Genomic DNA, 21,655 nt, shown 5'->3' with positions numbered 1-21,655 from the left:
GTCGGTGGCACGCTGTGCGGTGTCATGAACGAAACCCCTCACTCCCCCGAGTCCGACGAGGCGCCCGAGGTCGACGCGCCCGTCGTCGACGTCCTCACGCGGTTCTCCCCCGCGACGCGGGAGTGGTTCACGGCCTCGTTCCGTGAGCCGACGGCCGCGCAGGCCGGGGCGTGGCATTCGATCAGCGGCGGCGACCATACGCTCGTCGTCGCGCCCACCGGCTCGGGAAAGACGCTGTCGGCGTTCCTCTTCGCCCTCGACCGGTTGGCGTCGAGTCCGCCGCCGGAGCCGCAGAAGCGCTGTCGGGTGCTCTACGTCTCACCGCTCAAGGCCCTCGCCGTCGACGTCGAACGCAACCTGCGCTCCCCGCTCGTCGGCATCGGGCACGCGGCGCGGCGCCTCGGGCTGCCCGAGCCCGACGTCACCGTGGCGGTGCGCTCGGGCGACACCCCCGCCGACGAACGGCGCGCGTTCGCGAGGCGCCCCACCGATATCCTCATCACGACGCCGGAGTCGCTGTTCCTGCTGCTCACCTCCAAGGCGCGCGAATCGCTCGTCGGCGTGGAGACGGTGATCATCGACGAGATCCACGCGCTAGCCGGCACCAAGCGCGGCGCCCACCTCGCGGTGAGCCTCGACCGCCTCGACGCGCTGCTGCCCTCCCCCGCCCAGCGCATCGGTCTCTCCGCCACGGTGCGGCCGCTCGAGGAGGTCGCGCGCTATCTCGCGGGCGGACGCCCCGTGACGACGGTCGCGCCCCCGTCACGCAAGCAGTGGGACCTGCAGGTCGTCGTCCCCGTGGAGGACATGGGTGCCCTCGGACAGGTCACCGGCGACCTCTCCGGTGCCGCGGCGGGCGCGGAGCAGCGCACGTCGATCTGGCCGCACGTCGAGCAACGTCTCGTCGACCTCATCGACGCCCAGCACTCCACGCTCGTCTTCGCGAACTCCCGCCGTCTCTCCGAGCGACTCACCACGCGGCTCAACGAGATCCACGAGGAACGCCTCGAGGCCGCCGCAACCGAGGGCCTGGCCGCGCAGGCCGAGGAGCAGGCCGCCGCGTTCTTCTCCCGACCGGAGGCCGTCGACGCCGACGACGCCGACGACCTCGACGAGCCGGGCGACCTCGCCGAGGACGAGGGGGCAGGCAGCAGCGGGGGCGGCGCACGACACCGCGCCGACGGCGACACCGGCGAAGGCCTGCACACGGACTCCGACGGCGACGCCTTCGACGAGGACCACCCGGACGATCCCGTGCCGTTGTCCCGGGCGATCGCCGACCTGCGGCGCCGTCCGCCCGCGCAGATCATGGCCCAGGCCGGGGCGTCGCGGAGCTCGGACCCGGACGTCCCGGTGCTCGCCCGGGCCCACCACGGCTCGGTGAGCCGGGAGCAGCGGTCGGAGATCGAGGGCGCGCTCAAGGCCGGGCGGCTGCCCGCGGTCGTCGCGACGAGCAGCCTCGAGCTCGGCATCGACATGGGCGCGATCGACCTCGTCGTCCAGGTCGAGTCGCCGCCGAGCGTCGCGGGCGGCCTGCAGCGCGTGGGTCGTGCCGGACACCAGGTGGGCGCCGTGTCGACCGGGGTGTTCTTCCCCAAGTACCGCGGCGACCTCGTCCAGACCACGGTCGTCGTCGAACGGATGCGCCAGGGGGCGATCGAGGCCCTGCGCATCCCCACCAACCCCCTCGACGTGCTCGCGCAGCAGGTCGTCGCGATGTGCGCGCTCGACGCGTGGTCGGTCGACGACGCGCTCGCCCTGTTCCGCCGGTCCGCACCGTTCGCCGACCTCTCACCCACGGTCTTCGAGTCCGTCCTCGACATGCTCGCCGGGCGGTACCCGAGCGAGGAGTTCGCCGAGCTGCGCCCCCGCATCGTGTGGGACCGCCTCACCGGCACCCTCACCGGCCGCCCCGGCGCGCAGCGCCTCGCGGTGACGAGCGGTGGCACGATTCCCGACCGAGGGCTGTTCGGGGTGTTCCTCGCCGGTGACGGCCCCGGCCGCCGCGTCGGGGAGCTCGACGAGGAGATGGTCTACGAGTCGCGCGTCGGCGACGTGTTCACCCTCGGCACCTCCAGTTGGCGCATCGAGGACATCACCCACGACCGGGTGCTCGTCTCCCCCGCGCCGGGGCAGCCGGGAAAGCTGCCGTTCTGGAAGGGCGACACCCTCGGCCGCCCGCTCGAACTGGGCCGCGCGGTCGGCGCGTTCGTCCGCGAGATCAGCGCGATGCCGGCCGAGGCCGCCCACGAGCGGGCGCGCTCCGCCGGGCTCGACGAGTGGGCCGCGAACAACCTCCTCGCCTACTTGCGCGAACAGGCGGAGGCGACGAGCGTCGTGCCGAGCGACCGCACGATCGTCCTCGAACGGTTCCGCGACGAGATCGGCGATTGGCAGATCGCGATCCACTCCCCCTTCGGTTCCCAGGTGCACGCACCGTGGGCGCTCGCCATCTCGGCCCGCATGCGGGAACGGTTCGGCGTCGACGTCCAGGCCATGCACGGCGACGACGGCATCGTGCTGCGTCTGCCCGACCTCGAGTTCGAGGCCGACGCCGCCGGGGTGCTCGCCGAGATCGGCGACCTCGTCACCCTCGACCCCGACGAGGTCACCGACCTCGTGACGAACCAGGTGGGCGGGTCGGCGCTGTTCGCCTCCCGGTTTCGGGAGTGCGCCGGGCGGGCGTTGCTGCTCCCCCGCCGCGACCCCGGCCGGCGTCAGGCCCTGTGGCAGCAGCGGCAGCGGGCGGCCCAGCTCCTCGAGGTCGCCTCGCGCTACCCCGAGTTCCCGATCGTCCTCGAGGCCGTGCGCGAGTGCCTCCAGGACGTCTTCGACGTGCCGGGCCTCGTCGAGCTCATGCGGGCCGTCGGCAGCCGGAGCGTCTCGCTCGTGTCGATCGACACCGAGCACCCCTCGCCCTTCGCCCGCAGCCTCCTCTTCGGATACGTCGCACAGTTCCTCTACGAGGGCGACTCGCCCCTCGCCGAACGCCGCGCCGCCGCGCTCGCCCTCGACCCGACCCTGCTCGCCGAGCTCCTCGGCCGCGGCGAGGGCGCCTCGCTGCGGGACCTCCTCGATCCGGCCATCGTCGAGGCCACCGAACGCGAACTCCAGTACCTCGACCCCGAACGCATGTGCCGGCACGCCGAGGACGTCGCCGACATGGTGCGACGCATCGGGCCGCTCACCGACGCCGAGATCACGGCCCGCACGAGGGAGGACGCACGCGCCGAGGTGCCCGCGTTCCTCACGACCCTCACCGACGCGCGCCGCCTCGTCGAGGTCCGGATCGCGGGAGTGCCCCACCGCGCCGCCGTCGAGGACGCCGGACGCCTGCGCGACGCGCTCGGCGTCGCCGTCCCACCGGGCGTGCCCGACGTCTTCCTCGAACCACTGCCCGACCCGCTCGGCGACCTCGTCTCCCGCTACGCCCGCTGTCACGGCCCCTTCTCCGCCGCCGACCTCGCTTCGCGCCTCGGCCTCGGCACCGCCGTCGTCCGCGACGCGCTGCGCCGCCTCGTGTCCGCGGGCCGCATCGTCGAGGGCGAGTTGCGCCCCGCAGGCAGCGGCATCGACCACTGCGACGCCGAGATCCTCCGCCGCCTGCGACGTCGCAGTCTCGCCGCGCTCCGCGCCGAGGTCGAACCGGCCTCCCCCCGTGACTTCGCCCGGTTCACCGCCGCGTGGCAGGGCGTCACGGACGACGTCGGCGACCCCCACCCCACGCTGCGCGGCCCGGCCGGGTTCCTTCGCGCCGTCGAACAGCTCTCGGGGGCGCGGGTGCCCGCGAGTGCCCTCGAATCCCTCGTCCTCCCCTCCCGGGTCGTCGGTTACACCCCCGCCATGCTCGACGAGGCACTCACCCGTGGGGACGTGCTGTGGCAGGGGCACGGCACGATCGCCGGCGACGACGGGTGGGTGTCGCTCCACCTCGCCGACACCGCGCCGCTCACCCTCGCGGCCCCCACGGACGACGCCACGCCCGACGGCGTTGCGGCCGGGCCGGAGGCCTCGCTCGACGCGCGTGTGCTCGACCTCCTCGGCTCCGGCGGGGGGTACTTCTTCCCCGGCCTCCTCGACGCCCTGCATGCCGACGCCACGGCCACCGGCGACGACGCCGTCCTCGACGCGCTGTGGCGACTCGTGTGGGGCGGGCGGCTCTCCAACGACACGTTCGCGCCCGTCCGGGCGTTGCTCGCGGGCGGTCACGGAGCACACAAGAGTCGCCGCCGCCCCGGCCCCGCACGACTCGGCCGCCGCGGCATCGGCGCGCTCGGCTCCCGCTCGGTCGCGACCCCGCACCGCACGACCCCACCCCGCGGCGTCGGTCGGTGGACCCTGCTCCCCGCCGTCGAACCCGACGCGACGGCCCGCACCCTCGCCACTGCCGAGGTCCTCCTCGACCGGTACGGCGTCCTCACACGCGGATCCGTCGAGGCCGAGGGCGTCGAGGGAGCCTTCTCGGCGATGTACAAGGTGCTCTCGGCTGCGGAGGACACCGGCGCGGTGCGTCGCGGCTACTTCGTCGAGCACCTCGGCGCGGCCCAGTTCGCCTCCGCGGGAGCGGTCGACCGGCTCCGTGCCTCGGCGCGGGGCGTGGGTGAGGACTCACGCGACGGCAGCGGTCGCGCCGTGCTCCTCGCCGCCACGGACCCGGCGAACCCCTACGGCGCCGCCCTCCCCTGGCCCGACCGCGGCGAGGCCGGTCACCGCCCCGGCCGCAAGGCGGGCGGCCTCGTCGTCCTCGTCGACGGCGCCCTGGCGTGCTTCCTCGAACGTGGTGGCCGCACCGTCCTCACCTTCCCGCGCGACACGGAGGGCGAGGCCGCATCCCCGGCCGCCGGCCCGGGCGCAGAGGCCGCGCCTGCGTCGTGGTCGGAGGACGGCCTCGCCGACGGGCAGGCGTGGGTGCTCGCCGGTGAGGCGCTCGCCGACGCCGTCCGCCGGGGCGCTCTCGAACGGCTCACCGTCGTGACGATCGACGCAGAGCAGGCGCTCGGCTCGACGCACCCCCTCGCCCACGCCCTCCTCGACGCGGGGTTCCACACGAGCCCCCAGGGTCTGCGGATCAGGAGGTCGTGACGTGCCCGAGGGAGACACCGTGCTTCGCACCGCCCGCCGCCTCCACGCGGCGTTCGCCGGTGAGGTGCTGCGACGTACCGAACTACGGTGGGGCGAACGCGACGCCGACGTCCTCGTCGGTGCGACGACGAGCGAGGTCGTCGCCCGCGGCAAGCACCTCCTCCACCGCACCGAGAGCGGGTGGACCCTCCACTCCCACCTGCGGATGGAGGGTAGCTGGCGCATCGCCGCGGCGAGCGAGCCGGTGCCGCACCGCGCCGACGTCCGGGCCGTGCTCGCCACGGACGTGTGGACCGGCCTCGGTCTGCGTCTCGGCATGCTCGACCTCGTCCGCACCGATGACGAGCACCGCCTCGTCGGCCACCTCGGTCCCGACGTGCTCGGCGCCGACTGGGACGAGGACCTTGCCGTCGCCCACCTCCTCGCCTCGCCGACGACGATCGGCGCCGCCCTCCTCGACCAACGCAACCTCGCGGGCGTCGGCACCCTGTACTGCAGTGAGTCGCTCTTCCTCGAGAAGATGCAGCCGTGGACCCCGGCACGTGACCTCGCCGAGGCGGACGTGCGTCGCGTCGTCCGACGGGCCCACCGGCTCCTCCACGCGAACGTCGAACACGCCGTCCAGTCGACGACCGGCTCCCGACGTGTCGGGGAGAGCGTCCACGTCCACGCCCGCTCGGGCCGGGCGTGCCGACGCTGCCGCGGCTCGGTGCGGGTCGCGATGATCGGGCCGCCGACGCAGGAACGGACGATGTTCTACTGCCCGACGTGCCAGGGCGGGCTCGCCCCGAACGACGACGGCGCCCGTCAACAACCCCTCGGCACGGGCCCGGCCAAGCGGCGGCGCGGATACATCGCCCGCGGACGCGGCTGAGGACGACCACCCCACGCCTGCATCCGCGACCGAGTCCATGGAGCCATGCGCCCGCGGGCCGCCGAGGTGGTGGGCCCACGTGGGCGGGTTGCCGGCCGCGGGCCGGGGTCCCGACGACACGCATCCCGCTCACCCCGGAGGCGCGGGCATGCGCCGACCGCACGCACGGATGCGACGAGGCCAGAGGTGGAAACCCCCGAGGGATGGACGGGGAAAGACCGACGCGAGTCGGTCAGGCTGCGGGGGCCTGGGCCTCGGGGCGGGGACGGACCGGCAGGGCGACCGGGGGGGCGAGGGTCGTGCCCTCCTCCTCGGCGAACCGGTCGGAGACCTCGGCGAAGAGTTGCGACAGCGGCATGTGGAGCGCCTCGCAGATCGCGGCGAGGAGCTCAGAGGAGGCCTCTTTCTCGCCCCGCTCGACCTCGCTGAGGTAACCAAGGGAGACGCGGGCGGAAGAGGAGACGTCACGGAGGGTGCGTCCCTGGTCCTTGCGAGACTCGCGGATGACCTCACCCAGGTGGGTGCGGAGCAGCACGGGCATGACGCCTCCTCTCGAGCATGGGACCTCGGCCTCCAGCCTACCGATCGTCGTGGGTGACGCGCGCGTCACATGTGGGCGTGCAGCGTGTCGCAGGCGAGGCGGAGCACGGCACGGACCGAGGAGGCCCGCACGGCAGCGCGATCCGCTCCGGCGGCGGCCAGGTCGACGAGGTCGGGGTCGAGATACGTGACGGGGGTGATGCGGTCGTCGGCGGCGGCGACGGCGACGTGGACGGTGCCGGCGGGGTGTCCGTCGGCGGGGCCGGGGCCGGCGACACCGGTCGTCGCGAGACCCCACGTGGCTCCGCACGACCGGGCGACACCGACGGCCATCTGCGCGGCGACCTCCGCCTGGACGGGGCCGCCGGCAGCGAGCAACGCCGCGTCGACGTCGAGCACTCCCGCCTTGAGGTCGGTGGCGTAGGAGACGACGCCGCCGCGGAGGACGTCGGAGGCGCCGGGAATGTCGGTGAGGGTGGCGAGGACGAGCCCACCGGTGAGCGACTCGGCGACCGCGAGAGTCTCCCCACGGTTGCGCAGGAGCTCGAGGAGGAACTCGGCGGGCTCGCGGAGCCTCGGCCCGATCTCGTACCGCGGGCCGTGCGGGACGCGCGGCGCGGCCGGGGTCGTATCGTTCACGCCCGGGCGTTCCCGACGGCGGCCTCGGCCTTCGAGTCCTGCACGAGGCGGCGGGCGGCGAGGACGTAGTCGATTCCGGTGACGACGGTGACGACGAGCGCGGCGCCCATGACGGCGCATCCCGCCCAGTAGACGACCCCACCGAGGGGCGGCAGCATGAGGGCGAGTGCGAGGGCCTGGAGGGCCGTCTTGAGCTTGCCGCCCTTGCTCGCGGGCATGACGCCGTACTTGATGACGACGAACCGCATGAGGGTGATGCCGATCTCGCGGACGAGGATGACGATCGTCACCCACCACCACAGCTCGCCGATGGCCGACAGCGAGATGAACGCGGCGCCGGTGAGGGCCTTGTCGGCGATGGGGTCGGCGATCTTGCCGAAGTCGGTGATGAGGCCGTACTTGCGGGCCACGTCGCCGTCGATGCGGTCGGTGATCATCGCGACGACGAACACCACGAAGGCCCACCAGCGGTCGGCGACGTCGAGACCGCCGTGGCGGAGGAGCAGCCAGAGGAAGACGGGCACGAGGACGATCCGGAGGACCGTGAGGGCGTTGGCGGCGTTCCAGTTGCTCGGGCGTCGCTCGGGGGCGCCGGAGTGCGGGGTGGTGGGGGTGCTCATCGCGCCTCCTCGATCGGTTCGACGACGAGATCCACGCCGTCGGAGTCGAGGATGCGACCGCGGACGAGGCGGCCGACCTCGACGGGTGTCGTGAGCCGGCACACGCCGTCGACCTCGGGGCCTTGGTGGTCGGCCCGGCCGACGGAGACGGGAGCGGCGTCGGGGTCGTCCTGCTCGATCTCGTCGACGAGGACGGTGACCTCGCTGCCGACGCGCTCGGCGGCGCGCTGGTTCATGAGTTCCTCGACGAGGTCGGAGACGTGCTCGACCCGGTCGGCGACGACCTCCTCGGGCAGGTGGACGTCGAGGTCGAGCGCCTCGGTGCCGTCCTCGTCGGAGTAGCCGAACACGCCGACGACGTCCATGCGGGCGCCCTCGAGGAAGCTGCAGAGGACGTCGACGTCCTCCTCGGTCTCGCCGGGGAAGCCGACGATGACGTTGGAGCGGATGCCGGCGTCGGGGACGAGGTCGCGGATGCGTTCGACGAGGGCGAGGAAGTCCTCGGCGCCGCCGAACCGCCGCATGCGACGCAGCAGGGTGGGGCTCGCGTGCTGGAACGAGAGGTCGAAGTAGGGCACGACGCCCGGGGTGTGCGCCATGACGTCGAGCAGCCCAGGACGGATCTCGGCGGGCTGGAGGTAGGAGACGCGGACGCGGTCGAGGCCGTCGATGGCGGCGAGGTCGGGCAGGAGGGTCTCGAGGAGACGCAGGTCGCCGAGGTCCTTGCCGTAGGAGGTCGAATTCTCGCTGACGAGGAGCACCTCGCGCACGCCGTTCTCGGCGAGCCAGCGGGCCTCTGCGACGACGTCGGTGGGGCGTCGGGAGACGAACGAGCCGCGGAAGGCGGGGATCGCGCAGAACGCACAGCGTCGGTCGCAGCCGCTCGCGATCTTGAGCGGCGCCCACGGCGCCGAGCCGAGGCGGGCGCGGGGCGTGGCCTGCATCCACACGCCGGGGACGACGACGTCGTCGCCGGCGAGGGCGGCGGGGCGCTGCACCGGGCTGATGGGCAGGAGCGTGCGGCGGTCGCGAGGCGTGTGGGCGGCGGGGGTCTCACCGGCGAGGATCGACCGGAGCTGCGTCGACATGTCGGTGTAGGAGTCGAACCCGAGGACGGCGTCGGCCTCCGGCAGCTCCGCGGCGAGCTGCTCGCCGTACCGCTCCGCGAGGCACCCGACGGCGACGACCTTCTGGGTGCGACCGTGCTCCTTGAGGTCGGCGGTCTCGAGGAGGGCGTCGATGGAGTCCTTCTTCGCCTGCTCGACGAAGCCGCAGGTGTTGACGACGGCGACGTCGGCCTCGGCCGGGTCGGGGACGAGGGTCCAGCCTCCGGCGCTCAGCCGACCGGCGAGTTCCTCGGAGTCGACGTCGTTGCGTGCGCACCCGAGGGTGACGATGGCGACCGATCCGTGGGTCTCGTTCTCCGGCATGCGCCCACTCTACGGGCGGCCCGGGCGGGGTGCGGCATCACCCGTCGCGCGCCCTGCTCCCCCAACGGACTTCGCGCGCGCTCCCGCTCAGGGGCGCCTCCCCGCCGCCGATGGGCACGTGAACGACCGTTCGGAGTCCACGGGCGCGTCGGCCCCGCGCCGAGGCGTCACCGGCCCTCGACACCCCACCACGGCCACATCCCCCCGGCCGCGGCCGCGACCCACGCACCGAGCACGCACGCACCCCGCATCCACCCGCACACCGACGCACGAGGCGCCCACCGCGCCGCACGCACGACCCGGCGGAGACCGCCGGACGACCGACGATCGACCGAGCAAGGAGTCGACATGGCCACGCCGACCACACCCCCGGCCACCCCTTCGAGGGCGGCGGTGGACCCCGTCACCGGGGATTTCCGCCCCGGGTTGGGCCTCACGACGAAGCTGTTGCTCAACGGGCTCGTCACCGTGCTGTGCGCCGTCATGGTCGCCGGCACGACGATCTGGTCGTCGATGGCGTTCTCCCACTCGCTCACCGACGTCACGTCGGCCGCCGACGCCCTCTCGCAGGCGGCGGCCCGTGGGGAGGACCTCACGTCGCTCACCCAGGCGATGCACGTCGCGGGTGACGAGGCGCTCGCCGCCGTCGTGCGCACGCGGTGGAACGTCGTCATCGCCGTCCTCGTCGCCTGCGTCCTCATCATGACGCCGATGGGCATGATCATCGTCGGCGTCCGGCGGGCCATCCGGGAGATCAACGAGTCGCTCGCGGCGCTCGCCGAGGGCGACCTCACGCACGCCCCCGTCGTCACCTCGCGCGACGAGATGGGGCACATGGCCCACTCGCTGCGGATCACGCTCGACGCGCTCGCCGAGACGCTGCGGCAGGTGTCGGCGAGTGCGGCGCGGGTCGACGAGGCCGCCGGGTCGGTCGACACGATGTCGGCGGAGGTGAGCAAGGCGGCGAAGGACACGGCCGGTCACCTCGAACGGGCCGACGTCGCCTGCGGTGTCGCCCTCGAGTCGGGCCGTCACGCGGCGGAGGTCGTCGAGCAGATGACGGACTCCCGCGGCCGCATCGCGCAGGCCGCCGGCTCCTCGACGGCGATCACCGACCAGGCCGTCGACGAGGTGACGACGACCGTCACGACGATCGAGCAGCTCGGCGCATCGTCGGCGACGATCGGCCAGGTCATCGACACGATTTCGGCGATCTCGGAGCAGACGAACCTCCTCGCGCTCAATGCGACGATCGAGTCGGCCCGTGCGGGCGAGGCGGGCAAGGGCTTCGCCGTCGTCGCGGGCGAGGTGAAGAACCTCGCCGCACAGACGGGCGAGGCGACCGAGGACGTCGCCCAGCGCATCGGTCAGATCCAGAGCGACACCGAGGCGGCCGTGCAGGCGATCCGGTCGATCGCGACGACGGCCGGCAACATCCGCGCCTCGCAGGACGAGATCACGACCGTCGTGGACGAGCAGGGACGCGTCTCGGAGCGGCTCGCCGAGCTCCTCGAGGAGGCGCTCCGCTCGACGCAGGCGAGCGCGGGTCTCGTCGACGAGACGTCGTCGATCGCCGCGCACTTCGGCACGAACGCGACGCGGATGCAGGAGTCCTCGGGGGACCTTCGCACCGAGGCGACGCCGCTCACCGACCTCGTGGGCCGCTTCCGCGTCCGAGGACCACGGCCCGGGCGGCACGCCGGCCCGGGCCGACCGTCCGCTGCGGACGGCGTGGCAGGGTGACGCCATGAGCGACCGACTCCTCCTCGACACCCACAACGACCTGCCGTTCGCGTGCCGGGAGGTGGCGGGCGGCGACTGGGCGTCGCTGCCGCTCGACGCCGCACCGACGCACACCGACGTCCCCCGGCTGCGTGCCGGGGGCGTCGGTGCCCAGTTCTGGTCGGTGTTCGTCGACGGCGCCCTCCCCGGGCACGAGGCCGTGACGGCGACGATCGAGCAGGTCGACGCCGTGCACCGGCTCGTCGCCGCCCGCCCCGACGTCTTCGCCCGCGCCCGCACCGCCGAGGACGTCGAACGGATCCACGCCGACGGCCGTATCGCCTCGCTCATGGGCGTCGAGGGCGGCCACTCGATCGGCTGCTCCCTCGGCGTGCTCCGGATGCTCCACGCCCTCGGCGTCGGCTACCTCACCCTCACGCACAACGAGCACGTGCCGTGGGCCGACTGCGCCGCCCTCCCGCCGCGCCTCGGCGGTCTGTCTGCGTTCGGCCGGGAGGTCGTCGCCGAGATGAACCGTCTCGGCATGCTCGTCGACCTCTCCCACGTCTCCCCCGGCACGATGCGTGACGCCCTCGACGCCTCGTCCGCGCCGGTGATCTTCACGCACTCGGGCGCGCGCTCCCTCACCGACCACCCGCGCAACGTCCCCGACGACGTCCTCCGCACGATGGCCGCGGCGGACGGGGTGTGCTGCGCGACGTTCGTGCCCGCGTTCTGCTCGGCCGAGCGGCACGCCTGGGAGCGTGACGTCGAGGAGCAGGCCCGGGCCGCCGGCATCGACCCGCACGACGACGCCGCCCGGCAGGCCTTCGTCGCGCGTCTCGGTGAGACTCCCCCGCCCGTCGGCGTGCGCGAGGTCGCCGACCACGTCGAGGCACTTCGGGAGCTCGCGGGCGTCGCGCACGTCGGCCTCGGTGGTGACTTCGACGGCACGTCCGAGCTGCCCGAAGGCCTCGGCGACGTGAGCACATACCCACGCCTCTTTGCCGAGCTCACCGAGCGTGGCTGGTCGGAGGACGACCTCGCCCTCCTCGCCGGCCGCAACGTCCTCCGCGTCATGCGCGGCGCCGAGTCCGTCGCGAGGGACCTCGCCGACACCCCCCCGCGCCTCGCGACGATCACCGAGGTCGACGGCGTTCCCGAGCCGCTCCCCGAGGTGTTCGCGCCCGTCGTGCGCCGGACGTGGTGACGGAGACGTGGCAGGGCATCGTGAGGCAGACGTGGTATCGCGGACGTCGTGAGGCGGACGTCGTGAGGCGGACGTCGTGAGGCGGACGTCGTGACGGCCCGTCACCGCCCCACCCTGAGGCGGCAAACCTACGGCCACCTCCCGGGGGATCAGGACGTCGGGGCCGCGGGATCGGAGGGTGCCGTGGAATCCGCCTGGGACGAGGTGGGCGCGTCGGTGGTGGGCACCGACGCGTGCGTGGTGGGGGTGCCGAGCGGGAGAGTGTCTCCTCCGGGGCAGCGTCCCGCCTCGGCCGGGCCGAGACGCCCGGCCAACCACGTGACGAGCGCGGAGGCAGTGGCCGTGCCGGTCTCGTGCGTGTCGTCCTCCGGGCGGACGACGAACGCGACGGCGGTGCGTCCGCCGTCGTGGTCGACGGTGCCGATCTGCCGGACGAGGTGGCCGTGCTCGCTCGGCCCCCACCCGCCCTTGAACCGGGTGGCCACCGTGAGCGCGCCGAGCCCCCAGCGCTGGTCCTCCCGGATGCGACCCATCTCGTCGTAGACGAACGTCGCCTCGGGAGCGCACGGGAGGTGCGCGGCGTACGCGGCGGAGTCCTCGACCCGCCACACGGTGCGTCCGAAGCCGCTCACCGCCCCCGTGTCGGGGTCGACGTCGGTGCGGGTGTCGCCCGCCGTGCGCAGCACCGCCTGGACGGCCTCCTCGGCGGCGTCCCCCTCGCCGAGGCTGCGGTAGAGACGGGCCGCGGCGTCGTTGTCGGACCACTCGATCGCGGCGCGCACCTGCTCACGGCGTTCCGCGGGCGCCCCGTCGGCGCCCCCGGCCTTCGTGAGCGCGGCGACGGCGATGGGCACCTTGATCGTCGACCACGCGTCGGAATCCGTCGTCGCGCCGAGGGTCTGCACGTTCTCGGGCGCGCCGACGGGCGCCCATGCGAGGGACACCTCCCCGGGGTGTGCCGCGACGAACGCGTCGAACTCCGCCTGGACGTCGGCCGCGGTGAGGGCGGGCGGCTCGCTCGGGCCCCGCCCCGCGGCCTCCCCGACGACGTACGGCTCCGGTGGGATCCCCCCGCACGCGGCGATGGCACCGACGGCGATCGTCGCCCCGACGACGGCGACGGCACCACGGCGCCGTGCCGACCGCGGCGTCGACGACGCCACGACCGGCGTCCCGACCGACGGCAGCGACCCCACGACGCCCCTCAGTACCGGTCGCGACCCGTGAGCTCCCACGCGTCCTCGCTCTCGGAGTCGTCCTCCTCGTCGACGATCTCGACATCGCCCACGACGTCGTCCGCGTCGTACGACACCGAGGACGGCGTCGGTGCGGGCGCGGGCGGGTCGTCGCCGCGGAGCATCGCGAGGGTCGCGTCGAGGTCGTCGGGCTTGACGAGCACGTCGCGGGCCTTCGATCCCTCCGAGGGGCCGACGATGTTGCGCGACTCGAGGAGGTCCATGAGTCGACCCGCCTTGGCGAACCCGACACGCAGTTTGCGCTGGAGCATCGAGGTCGATCCGAACTGAGTCGTGACGACCTGCTCGGCTGCCGCGAGCAGCAGCTCGAGGTCGTCGCCGATGTCCTCGTCGACGTGCTTCTTCTCCGCCTTGACGACGACGTCCTCGCGGTACATCGGCTTGAGCTGCTCGGTGACGTGCGTGACGACCTCGTGGATCTCGGACTCCTTGACCCACGCCCCCTGGGTGCGCATCGGCTTGTTGCGGCCCATCGGCAGGAACAGCGCGTCGCCCTGGCCGATGAGCTTCTCGGCGCCCGGCTGGTCGAGCACGACGCGGGAGTCGGCGAGCGAGCTCGTCGCGAACGCCATGCGGCTCGGCACGTTCGCCTTGATGAGGCCGGTGACGACGTCGACGCTCGGGCGCTGCGTCGCGAGGACGAGGTGGATGCCGGCGGCGCGGGCGAGCTGCGTGATGCGGACGATCGACTCCTCGACGTCGCGGGGGGCGACCATCATGAGGTCGGCGAGCTCGTCGACGACGACGAGGAGGTACGGGTAGGGCTGGAGCACCCGCTCCGAGCCCGGCAGCGGCGTCACCGCGCCGGACTTCACCGCCTTGTTGAAGTCGTCGATGTGCTTGAACCCGAACGCAGCGAGGTCGTCGTAGCGGGCGTCCATCTCCCGCACGACCCACTGGAGGGCCTCGGCGGCCTTCTTCGGGTTCGTGATGATCGGCGTGATGAGGTGCGGGATGCCGTCGTAGGCGGTGAGCTCGACGCGCTTGGGGTCGACGAGGATCATCCGCACCTCGTCGGGCGTGGCCCGCATGAGGATCGACGTGATCATCGAGTTGACGAAGCTCGACTTACCGGAGCCCGTCGCACCGGCGACGAGGAGGTGAGGCATCTTCGCGAGGTTCGCGATGACGTACCCACCCTCGACGTCCTTGCCGACGCCCATGACCATCGGGTGCGGGTTGCGGCGGGCGACCTCGCTGCGGAGGACGTCACCGAGCGAGACGGTCTCGCGGTCGGCGTTGGGGATCTCGATGCCGATGGCCGACTTGCCGGGGATCGGCGAGAGGATCCGTACGTCGGCGCTCGCGACGGCGTAGGCGATGTTCTTCGAGAGGGCGGTGACGCGCTCGACCTTGACGCCGGGGCCGAGCTCGACCTCGTACCGAGTGACCGTCGGGCCACGGGAGAACCCGGTCACCTGCGCGTCGATGCCGAACTGGTCGAGGACCCCGGTGAGGGACTCGACGACCTGGTCGTTGACCGCGCTGCGCGACTTGGGCGGCGTGCCCGGCTCGAGGAGCGCCGCGTCGGGGAGCGTGTAGGAGACGTCACCGGTGATGACGAGCTGCTCGACCCGCTGCGGGAGTGGCTCGGTCGGCGGGGCCGGGAGGTCGACCTTCGTCTCGGGGACGGCCTTCGCGGGCGGTGCCGACGGGGCCGCGTGGCTGCCCTTGCCGCCGGAACGTGGCGTGTCCGCCTCGAGCGCCTCGGTCTCGGCGGGGTGCACCGCGGTGGCGCCGCGGCGGCCCTTCGACCGACCCGTACCCGTCTTCTCGGCTTCGTCCGATCCGGTGGATCGTGCCTCGGCCTCGGCCGCCTCGCGCGCCTCGTGGGCGAGGCGACGGCCCCGTCGGCGGTGCACCTCCGCGGCCTGCTCGAACGCCTCCTCGCCGTCGTGGGAGGGGATGCGGCGACGCCCGCGGGACGTGTGGAGCGGTTCGGTGTCCTCGCTCCGCGACCGGTCGCTGCCGCCGAAGAGTGCGTCACCCGCTTCGCGAAGACGCTCCGGGATGCGGTGGACGGGCGTCGCCGTGACGACGAGCAGCCCGAAGAAGCCGAGGAGGACGAGGACCGGGACGGCACCCCACACCGTGAGTCCCGCCTGGAGCGGCCCCGCGGCGAGGTACCCGATCATGCCGCCGGAACCGCGCAGCAGCGGGAACCCGTCGGCCGGGGACGGTGACCCCGTCGACAGATGGGTGAGGCCGCACACCGAGAAGAAGAGGGCCGTCGTCCCGATCGCGATGCGGTTGACCCGACGATCGTCGTCGGGCGCACGGAGGATGAGCAGACCCATGAGGACGAAGACGAGCGGCAGCGCGAGGGCGACGAGGCCGACCGTGCCGGCGACGACCGCGTGGATCGCGTCCCCGACGGGACCGGTGAGACCCCACCACTCCCGCGCCGCGACGACGACCGCCGCCGCGAGGAAGACGAGACCGATGCCGTCACGCCGATGCTCGGGCTCGAGCTCGGCCGCACTCCGACCCACGCGACGCACCGCCCCTCCGGCCACATGCGCCATCCCATTCCACGTCGAGCTCACCGCACGCACGGGCCAGCTCGGCCCGCTGCGCCCGACGGGCCGGGAGGACCCCCGGGACGACGACGGGCGGCTCTTCGCGCGGGGGGACCCGCTCGACCGACCCGAGCCGCGGCCACCCGAGGACCGGCCACCCGAGGCGCGACTCGAGCCACCCCCCGAACGACTCGGGCGGCGGGTGGAGGAGGTGTTACGAGTGGCCACCGTCGCAGACTAGGCGAGAACATCCCCCGCGGGGAAAGCGACACCCCGCCGGGGACGCGACGGACGTGCTCCCGGCGGGGTGTTCGAGGACGGGGTCGACCGGTGCGATCAGCGACGTACCGTCTCGAAGACCTCACGCAAGGCCTCACCGCTGCGGAGCAGGCGGGCCCGCTCGTCCTCGACCATCGGCGGGCTCACGACACGCTCCGCGCCGCCCGCGCCGACGATCGTCGGCAGGCTCAACGCGATGCCGTCGAGGCTCTCGAGCGAGGGGTCGAGCTCCTGCGCGCGGAGCACACGGGAGACGGGAAGCACGGTCTGCTCGTCGCGGAGGACCGCCTGGACGATGCGGCCCGCGGCGAGACCGACCGCGTAGTTCGTCGCGCCCTTGCCCTCGATGACCGTGTAGGCGGCACGCACGACGCCCTGCGTCATGTCCGCGAGGATCTCCGGCGTGAACAGGCGGGTGCCCCGCTCCGTCCACTCCGTGAGGGGGGTGTGGCCGACCCTGCTCGACGACCACAGCGGGAACTCGCTGTCGCCGTGCTCACCCACGACCATCGCGTGAACGCTCGTCGGCGACACCCGCGCGATCTCCGCGACGAGCCACCGCAGCCGGCTCGAGTCGAGGACGCAGCCCGAGCTGAACAGCCGCGCCGACGGCACCCCGAACTCCTCGACCGCGACCGCGGTGAGCACGTCGCACGGGTTCGTCACGAGCACGATCACCGCGTCCGGCGCCTGCTCGATCACCTGCGGAAGCACCGACCGCATGATCGCGACGTTCTTGTTGACGAGGTCGAGGCGCGTCTCCCCCGGCTTCTGCGCCGCCCCTGCCGTGACGACGACGACGTCGCACCCCGCGAGCACCTCGACGTCGTCACCACCGATGACCCGCGACGCCGTGAACTGGCTGCCGTGCGCCATGTCGAGCACCTCGGCCCGCACCTTCGAGCGGTTGATGTCGAACAACGCGATCTCCCGCGCGAGCCCGCGGATCTGCGCGTTATAGGCCACGGCGGTGCCCACCGCCCCGGCACCTACGACACCCAGCTTCGGCCCACGACCCATCGACAACATGCCCCGACCTGCTCCTTCGTCTCTCGCGAGCACCACCGGCACCCGGCCGCCGTGGCGGCGTCACACGACGAACCTACTCGCCGACCCCGCTGCCGCGCTCACCGGCCACGACCCCCGGCGGGACCCCGTGCTCGCTCCGCTGCGCGCGCGGCCCCACCGGCGGTCGTCGCGTCGTCACGCCTCGATGACGACGGGAATGATCATCGGCCGACGCCGCAACTTGCCACCCACGTAGCTGCCCACCGTGCGACGCACGACCTGCTGCAGCTGATGCGTGTCGGTGACACCCTTCGCCGCGGCCTGCTCGACCGCGTCCTTGATCTGCGGGGCGATGTTCTCGAACACCGCGACATCCTCCGCGAAACCACGCGCGAGGATCTCCGGCCCCGTCGTCACCCGACCCGTGCTCGCGTCGACACCGACGACAACGGTGACGAAGCCCTCGTCACGGAGGATGCGGCGGTCCTTGAGGAGCGCCTCGTCCGTCGCCCCCACCGACGACCCGTCGACGTAGACGTACCCGCAGTCGACCGCACCCGCGATGCGGGCCTTGCCGCCGACGAGGTCGACGACGTACCCGTCCTCCGCGAGGACGACGTTGCTCGAGGGCACCCCCGTCTGCTCCGCGAGACGACCGTTGGCGACGAGGTGCCGCCACTCGCCGTGCACGGGCATGACGTTGCGCGGCCGGATGATGTTGTAGCAGTAGAGAAGCTCGCCGGCGCTCGCGTGACCCGACACGTGCACGCGGGCGTTGCCCTTGTGGACGACGTCGGCGCCGAGGCGCATGAGCCCGTTGATGACGCGGTACACCGCGTTCTCGTTGCCGGGGATGAGCGAACTCGCGAGGAGCACGGTGTCGCCCTCGCCGACCTCGATCTTGTGATCGCGGTTCGCCATCCGCGACAGCGCCGCCATCGGCTCACCCTGCGACCCGGTGCAGATGAGCACCTGCCGGTCCTCGGGGTAGTCGCCCAGCTTCTTGAAGTCGACGACGACACCCGGCGGCACGTGGAGGTAGCCGAGATCCTCGGCGATACCCATGTTGCGCACCATCGACCGGCCGACGATCGCGACCTTGCGGCCGTACTCGGCGGCCGCGTCGAGCACCTGCTGCACGCGGTGCACGTGCGAGGAGAAGCACGCGACGATGATGCGGCGCTGCGCCTTGGCGAAGACGCGCTCGATCGCCGGGTAGATGTCCTTCTCGTGGACGGTGAACCCCGGGACCTCGGCGTTGGTCGAGTCGACGAGGAAGAGGTCGACGCCCTCCTCACCGAGACGTGCGAAGGCGCGCAGGTCGGTGATACGGCGGTCGAGCGGCAACTGATCCATCTTGAAGTCGCCCGTGTGGAGGATGAGCTGGTCCTCCGTGCGGATCGCGACCGCGAGCGCGTCCGGGATCGAGTGGTTGACGGCGATGAACTCGACCTCGAAGACGCCGAGCTGCTCACGCCGCCCCTCGGTGACACCGAGGGTGTACGGCTTGATGCGGTGCTCCTTGAGCTTGGCCTCGACGAGCGCGAGGGTGAGCGTGGAGCCGATGAGGGGGATGTCGGGCTTGAGGCGCAGGAGGTACGGCACCGCACCGATGTGGTCCTCGTGGCCGTGGGTGAGGACGACCGCCTCGACGTCGTCGAGGCGGTCCTCGATCGAGGAGAAGTCCGGGAGGATGAGGTCGACGCCCGGGTGGTGGTCCTCGGGGAAGAGCACGCCGCAGTCGACGACGAGCAGCCGACCCTGGTGTTCGATGACCGTCATGTTGCGGCCGACCTCGCCGAGGCCACCGAGGGGGGTGACACGCACCCCGCCGGGCGCGAGCGGGCCGGGTTCGGGCAGATCGAGATGCTGGTTGCTCACAGGAGCCCTGCTTCCTTGAGTCCGGTACGGAGACGGTCGAGCTGCGCGTCCTCCATCTGCGGCAACGGGCTGCGGACCGTCGCCGTCGTGAGGACGCCCTGCTCGACGAGCGCCGCCTTGGCGGCGATGGCGCCCTGGGTGATCCCCATGACCGCGTCGACGGCCGGGACGAGATCCATGTGGAGACGACGCGCCGTGGCGAAGTCGTCCTCGGTCGCCGCGGCGACGAGACGGGCGAAGGCGCCGGGGGCGACGTGCGTCGTCACGCCGACGACGCCGACGGCGCCCTGGGCCATGTGCGGCAGCGTCGCGCCGTCGTCGCCGGAGTACCACTCGAGGTCGGTCGCGCGCAGGACGTGCGTCGTGGCCCACAGGTCACCCTTGGCGTCCTTGACGGCGACGATGCGCTCGTGCTCGGCGAGCGCGATGAGCGTCTCGGTGGCGATCGGCACGCCGGAGCGACCGGGGATGTCGTAGAGCATGACGGGCACCTGCGCGGCCTCGGCCACCGTACGGAAGTGCCGCAGCAGCCCCGCCTGTGGGGGCTTCGTGTAGTAGGGGGTGACGACGAGGAGACCGTGCGCGCCCCGCTCGGTCGCCTGTGCGGTGAGCTCGAGGGTGTGGGCGGTGTCGTTCGTGCCGACCCCGGCGACGACCTTGGCCCGGTCGCCCACCGCGTCGACGACGGTCTCGACGAGCTGCGCCTTCTCGGCGTCGCTCGTCGTGGCGGACTCCCCCGTCGTGCCGTTGACGACGATGCCGTCGTTCCCCTGCTCGACGAGGTGACGGGCGAGGCGGGCGGCGGCGTCGAGATCGAGGGCCCCGCGCTCGTCCATGGGGGTGACCATCGCGGTGAGGAGGCGGCCGAAGACAGGTGACGACATGGGAGACACGGTAACGCCACCGACCGGCCGACTCACGACGGACGTCGACGATCGGGCCCCCCACCGCACCGGGCGCGGGCAGCGAGGACGCGCAGCGGGTGTGCCGCGTGTGGAGACCGGTGCGGACATGAGGAACGCGGCGCTACCCGCTCGGGGGTTCGAGTAGCGCCGCGTTCGGTGATGACATCGCCACCGAGACCCGATCGTTACGCTCCGTCAGGTTTCCTCGGGGTGATGCGCGTCATAGGCATCCAGGGGTGCTCTCCCACGGCGACACCGCGCTCCGCCGTGAAGGATCGTCGTCCCCGCTCGCTACCGTGGTCCCCATGCAGCCCTACCTCGACCTCCTCCGGCGCATCCTCGACGACGGCGTGGAGCGGGGTGACCGCACGGGCACGGGCACGCTCTCGGTGTTCGGCCACCAGATGCGGTTCGACCTCACCGAGGGGTTCCCCGTCGTCACGACGAAGAAGGTGCACCTGCGGTCGGTGTTCGGGGAGCTGCTGTGGTTCCTGCGCGGCGACACGAACATCGCCTGGCTGCACGACAACCGCATCACGATCTGGGACGAGTGGGCCGACGAGAACGGCGACCTCGGCCCGGTCTACGGTCACCAGTGGCGGTCGTGGACCACGCCCGACGGGCGCACGATCGATCAGATCGCCGGGGTGGTCGAGTCGATCCGCACCAACCCGTACTCGCGGCGGCACATCGTCTCGGCGTGGAACGTCGCCGACGTCGACCACATGGCGCTGCCGCCGTGCCACACGATGTTCCAGTTCTACGTCGCGCCCGCGCGCGAGGGCGGGCCCGACCGGCTCTCGTGCCAGCTCTACCAGCGCAGCGCCGACACCTTCCTCGGCGTGCCGTTCAACATCGCCTCGTACGCGCTGCTCACGCACATGGTCGCCCAGGTCACGGGGCTCGCCGTCGGCGACTTCGTCCACACGATCGGGGACGCCCACCTCTACCTCAACCACCTCGACCAGGCCCGGGAGCAGCTCTCCCGCGAGCCGCGTCCGCTCCCCACGCTAGGCCTGAACCGCGAGGTCACGCAGATCGACGGATTCACCCTCGACGACATCTCCCTCGAGGGTTACGACCCGCACCCGGCCATCGCGGCCCCCATCGCGGTGTGAGCGGGTACGAGATGGCCACCGAGCCGGAGCCCGAGCTCGTCCTCGTCGCCCTCGTCGCCGCCAACGGCGTCATCGGCGACGGGGAGGACCAACCCTTCCGCTTCCGCGAGGACTTCGCACGGTTCAAGGCCCTCACGACGGGGCACCCGCTCCTCATGGGTCGGCGCACGCACGAGGCGATCGGTCGCGCCCTGCCCGGACGGCGCACGATCGTCCTCACGCGCGACCGGCAGTGGCGGGACGACGCCGTCGACGTCGCCCACGACCTCGACGAGGCGCTCGCCCTCGCCGAAGACCTCCCCGGTGGCGAGGAGGTCATGGTCCTCGGCGGTGGCGAGATCTACCGCGCGACGATCGACCGCGCCCACCGTCTCGAGCTCACCGAGGTCGACGCCCCCGCGCGCGGCGACATCACCTTCCCCGAGATCGACCCTGCGCAGTGGCGTGAGGTCGCCCGCGACGACCGGGCCGCGTTCGCGTTCGTCACGTACGCCCGGGGCTGACCAGGGGCGTCACCGCCCGACGGCCCGCCGCTCCCGGGCCGCTCGTCGCCCCGCGGCGACCGCTCACCG

General features: G+C 72.8%; 15 protein-coding genes. 6 read left to right on the top strand and 9 right to left on the bottom strand.

What is annotated here, in order from left to right; genetic code table 11:
• The first annotated feature begins 24 nt into the window (after positions 1-24).
• Positions 25-5,082, top strand: a complete 5,058-nt coding sequence (locus MOPEL_RS02520; protein WP_083841700.1) for an Lhr family helicase — start codon at positions 25-27, stop codon at positions 5,080-5,082.
• A gap of 1 nt (position 5,083) precedes the next feature.
• Positions 5,084-5,956 (top strand): Fpg/Nei family DNA glycosylase, encoded by an 873-nt coding sequence (locus MOPEL_RS02515; protein WP_009481281.1) that lies wholly within the window; start codon positions 5,084-5,086, stop codon positions 5,954-5,956.
• A 232-nt stretch (positions 5,957-6,188) separates the two neighbouring features.
• Here the strand turns inward: MOPEL_RS02515 and MOPEL_RS02510 are convergent, their stop codons facing one another.
• From MOPEL_RS02510 to rimO, 4 genes are all read right to left on the bottom strand, one after another.
• Positions 6,189-6,497, bottom strand: coding sequence for a helix-turn-helix domain-containing protein (locus MOPEL_RS02510; RefSeq protein ID WP_009481280.1), 309 nt, complete (start codon positions 6,495-6,497; stop codon positions 6,189-6,191).
• Positions 6,498-6,562: 65 nt separating this feature from the next.
• A complete protein-coding gene (locus MOPEL_RS02505; protein ID WP_009481279.1) occupies positions 6,563-7,135 on the bottom strand; it encodes a CinA family protein in 573 nt (190 codons plus the stop codon).
• Positions 7,132-7,755: a CDP-diacylglycerol--glycerol-3-phosphate 3-phosphatidyltransferase gene (gene pgsA / locus MOPEL_RS02500; protein WP_009481278.1), complete on the bottom strand. Its 624-nt coding sequence runs from the start codon at positions 7,753-7,755 to the stop codon at positions 7,132-7,134. Before pgsA ends, MOPEL_RS02505 begins: the two co-directional genes overlap by 4 nt.
• Positions 7,752-9,185 (bottom strand): 30S ribosomal protein S12 methylthiotransferase RimO, encoded by a 1,434-nt coding sequence (gene rimO, locus MOPEL_RS02495; protein WP_009481277.1) that lies wholly within the window; start codon positions 9,183-9,185, stop codon positions 7,752-7,754. Before rimO ends, pgsA begins: the two co-directional genes overlap by 4 nt.
• Positions 9,186-9,533: 348 nt before the next feature.
• Here rimO and MOPEL_RS02490 point away from each other — a divergent pair, with 348 nt between their 5' ends.
• A complete protein-coding gene (locus tag MOPEL_RS02490) occupies positions 9,534-10,928 on the top strand; it encodes a methyl-accepting chemotaxis protein (protein ID WP_009481276.1) in 1,395 nt (464 codons plus the stop codon).
• A 4-nt stretch (positions 10,929-10,932) separates the two neighbouring features.
• On the top strand, positions 10,933-12,117 hold the full coding sequence (locus MOPEL_RS02485) for a dipeptidase (protein WP_009481275.1): 1,185 nt from the start codon (positions 10,933-10,935) through the stop codon (positions 12,115-12,117).
• A 149-nt stretch (positions 12,118-12,266) separates the two neighbouring features.
• Here the strand turns inward: MOPEL_RS02485 and MOPEL_RS17535 are convergent, their stop codons facing one another.
• The 5 genes from MOPEL_RS17535 to dapA form a co-directional block, all read right to left on the bottom strand.
• Positions 12,267-13,280, bottom strand: a complete 1,014-nt coding sequence (locus tag MOPEL_RS17535; protein ID WP_169316266.1) for a serine hydrolase — start codon at positions 13,278-13,280, stop codon at positions 12,267-12,269.
• 41 nt (positions 13,281-13,321) lie between these two features.
• Positions 13,322-16,120, bottom strand: coding sequence for an FtsK/SpoIIIE family DNA translocase (locus tag MOPEL_RS02475; protein WP_083841692.1), 2,799 nt, complete (start codon positions 16,118-16,120; stop codon positions 13,322-13,324).
• A 108-nt stretch (positions 16,121-16,228) separates the two neighbouring features.
• Positions 16,229-17,200, bottom strand: coding sequence for an L-lactate dehydrogenase (locus MOPEL_RS02470; RefSeq protein WP_009481272.1), 972 nt, complete (start codon positions 17,198-17,200; stop codon positions 16,229-16,231).
• A gap of 174 nt (positions 17,201-17,374) precedes the next feature.
• Positions 17,375-19,060, bottom strand: coding sequence for a ribonuclease J (locus MOPEL_RS02465; protein ID WP_009481271.1), 1,686 nt, complete (start codon positions 19,058-19,060; stop codon positions 17,375-17,377).
• Complete coding sequence (gene dapA / locus MOPEL_RS02460) at positions 19,057-19,944, bottom strand: 4-hydroxy-tetrahydrodipicolinate synthase (RefSeq protein WP_009481270.1); 888 nt, start codon at positions 19,942-19,944, stop codon at positions 19,057-19,059. The genes MOPEL_RS02465 and dapA overlap by 4 nt, the downstream gene beginning before the upstream one ends.
• A gap of 326 nt (positions 19,945-20,270) precedes the next feature.
• Between dapA and MOPEL_RS02455 the strand changes: the two genes are divergently transcribed.
• Positions 20,271-21,083, top strand: a complete 813-nt coding sequence (locus MOPEL_RS02455) for a thymidylate synthase (protein WP_040632414.1) — start codon at positions 20,271-20,273, stop codon at positions 21,081-21,083.
• Positions 21,080-21,586 (top strand): dihydrofolate reductase, encoded by a 507-nt coding sequence (locus MOPEL_RS02450; RefSeq protein ID WP_009481267.1) that lies wholly within the window; start codon positions 21,080-21,082, stop codon positions 21,584-21,586. Before MOPEL_RS02455 ends, MOPEL_RS02450 begins: the two co-directional genes overlap by 4 nt.
• The last annotated feature ends 69 nt before the right edge of the window (positions 21,587-21,655 follow it).

Source organism: Mobilicoccus pelagius NBRC 104925 (genome assembly GCF_000247995.1).
Taxonomy (GTDB): domain Bacteria; phylum Actinomycetota; class Actinomycetes; order Actinomycetales; family Dermatophilaceae; genus Mobilicoccus; species Mobilicoccus pelagius.
The sequence above is the reverse complement of the archived record's forward strand: the minus strand, read 5'-3'. Positions and strand labels throughout refer to the sequence as shown.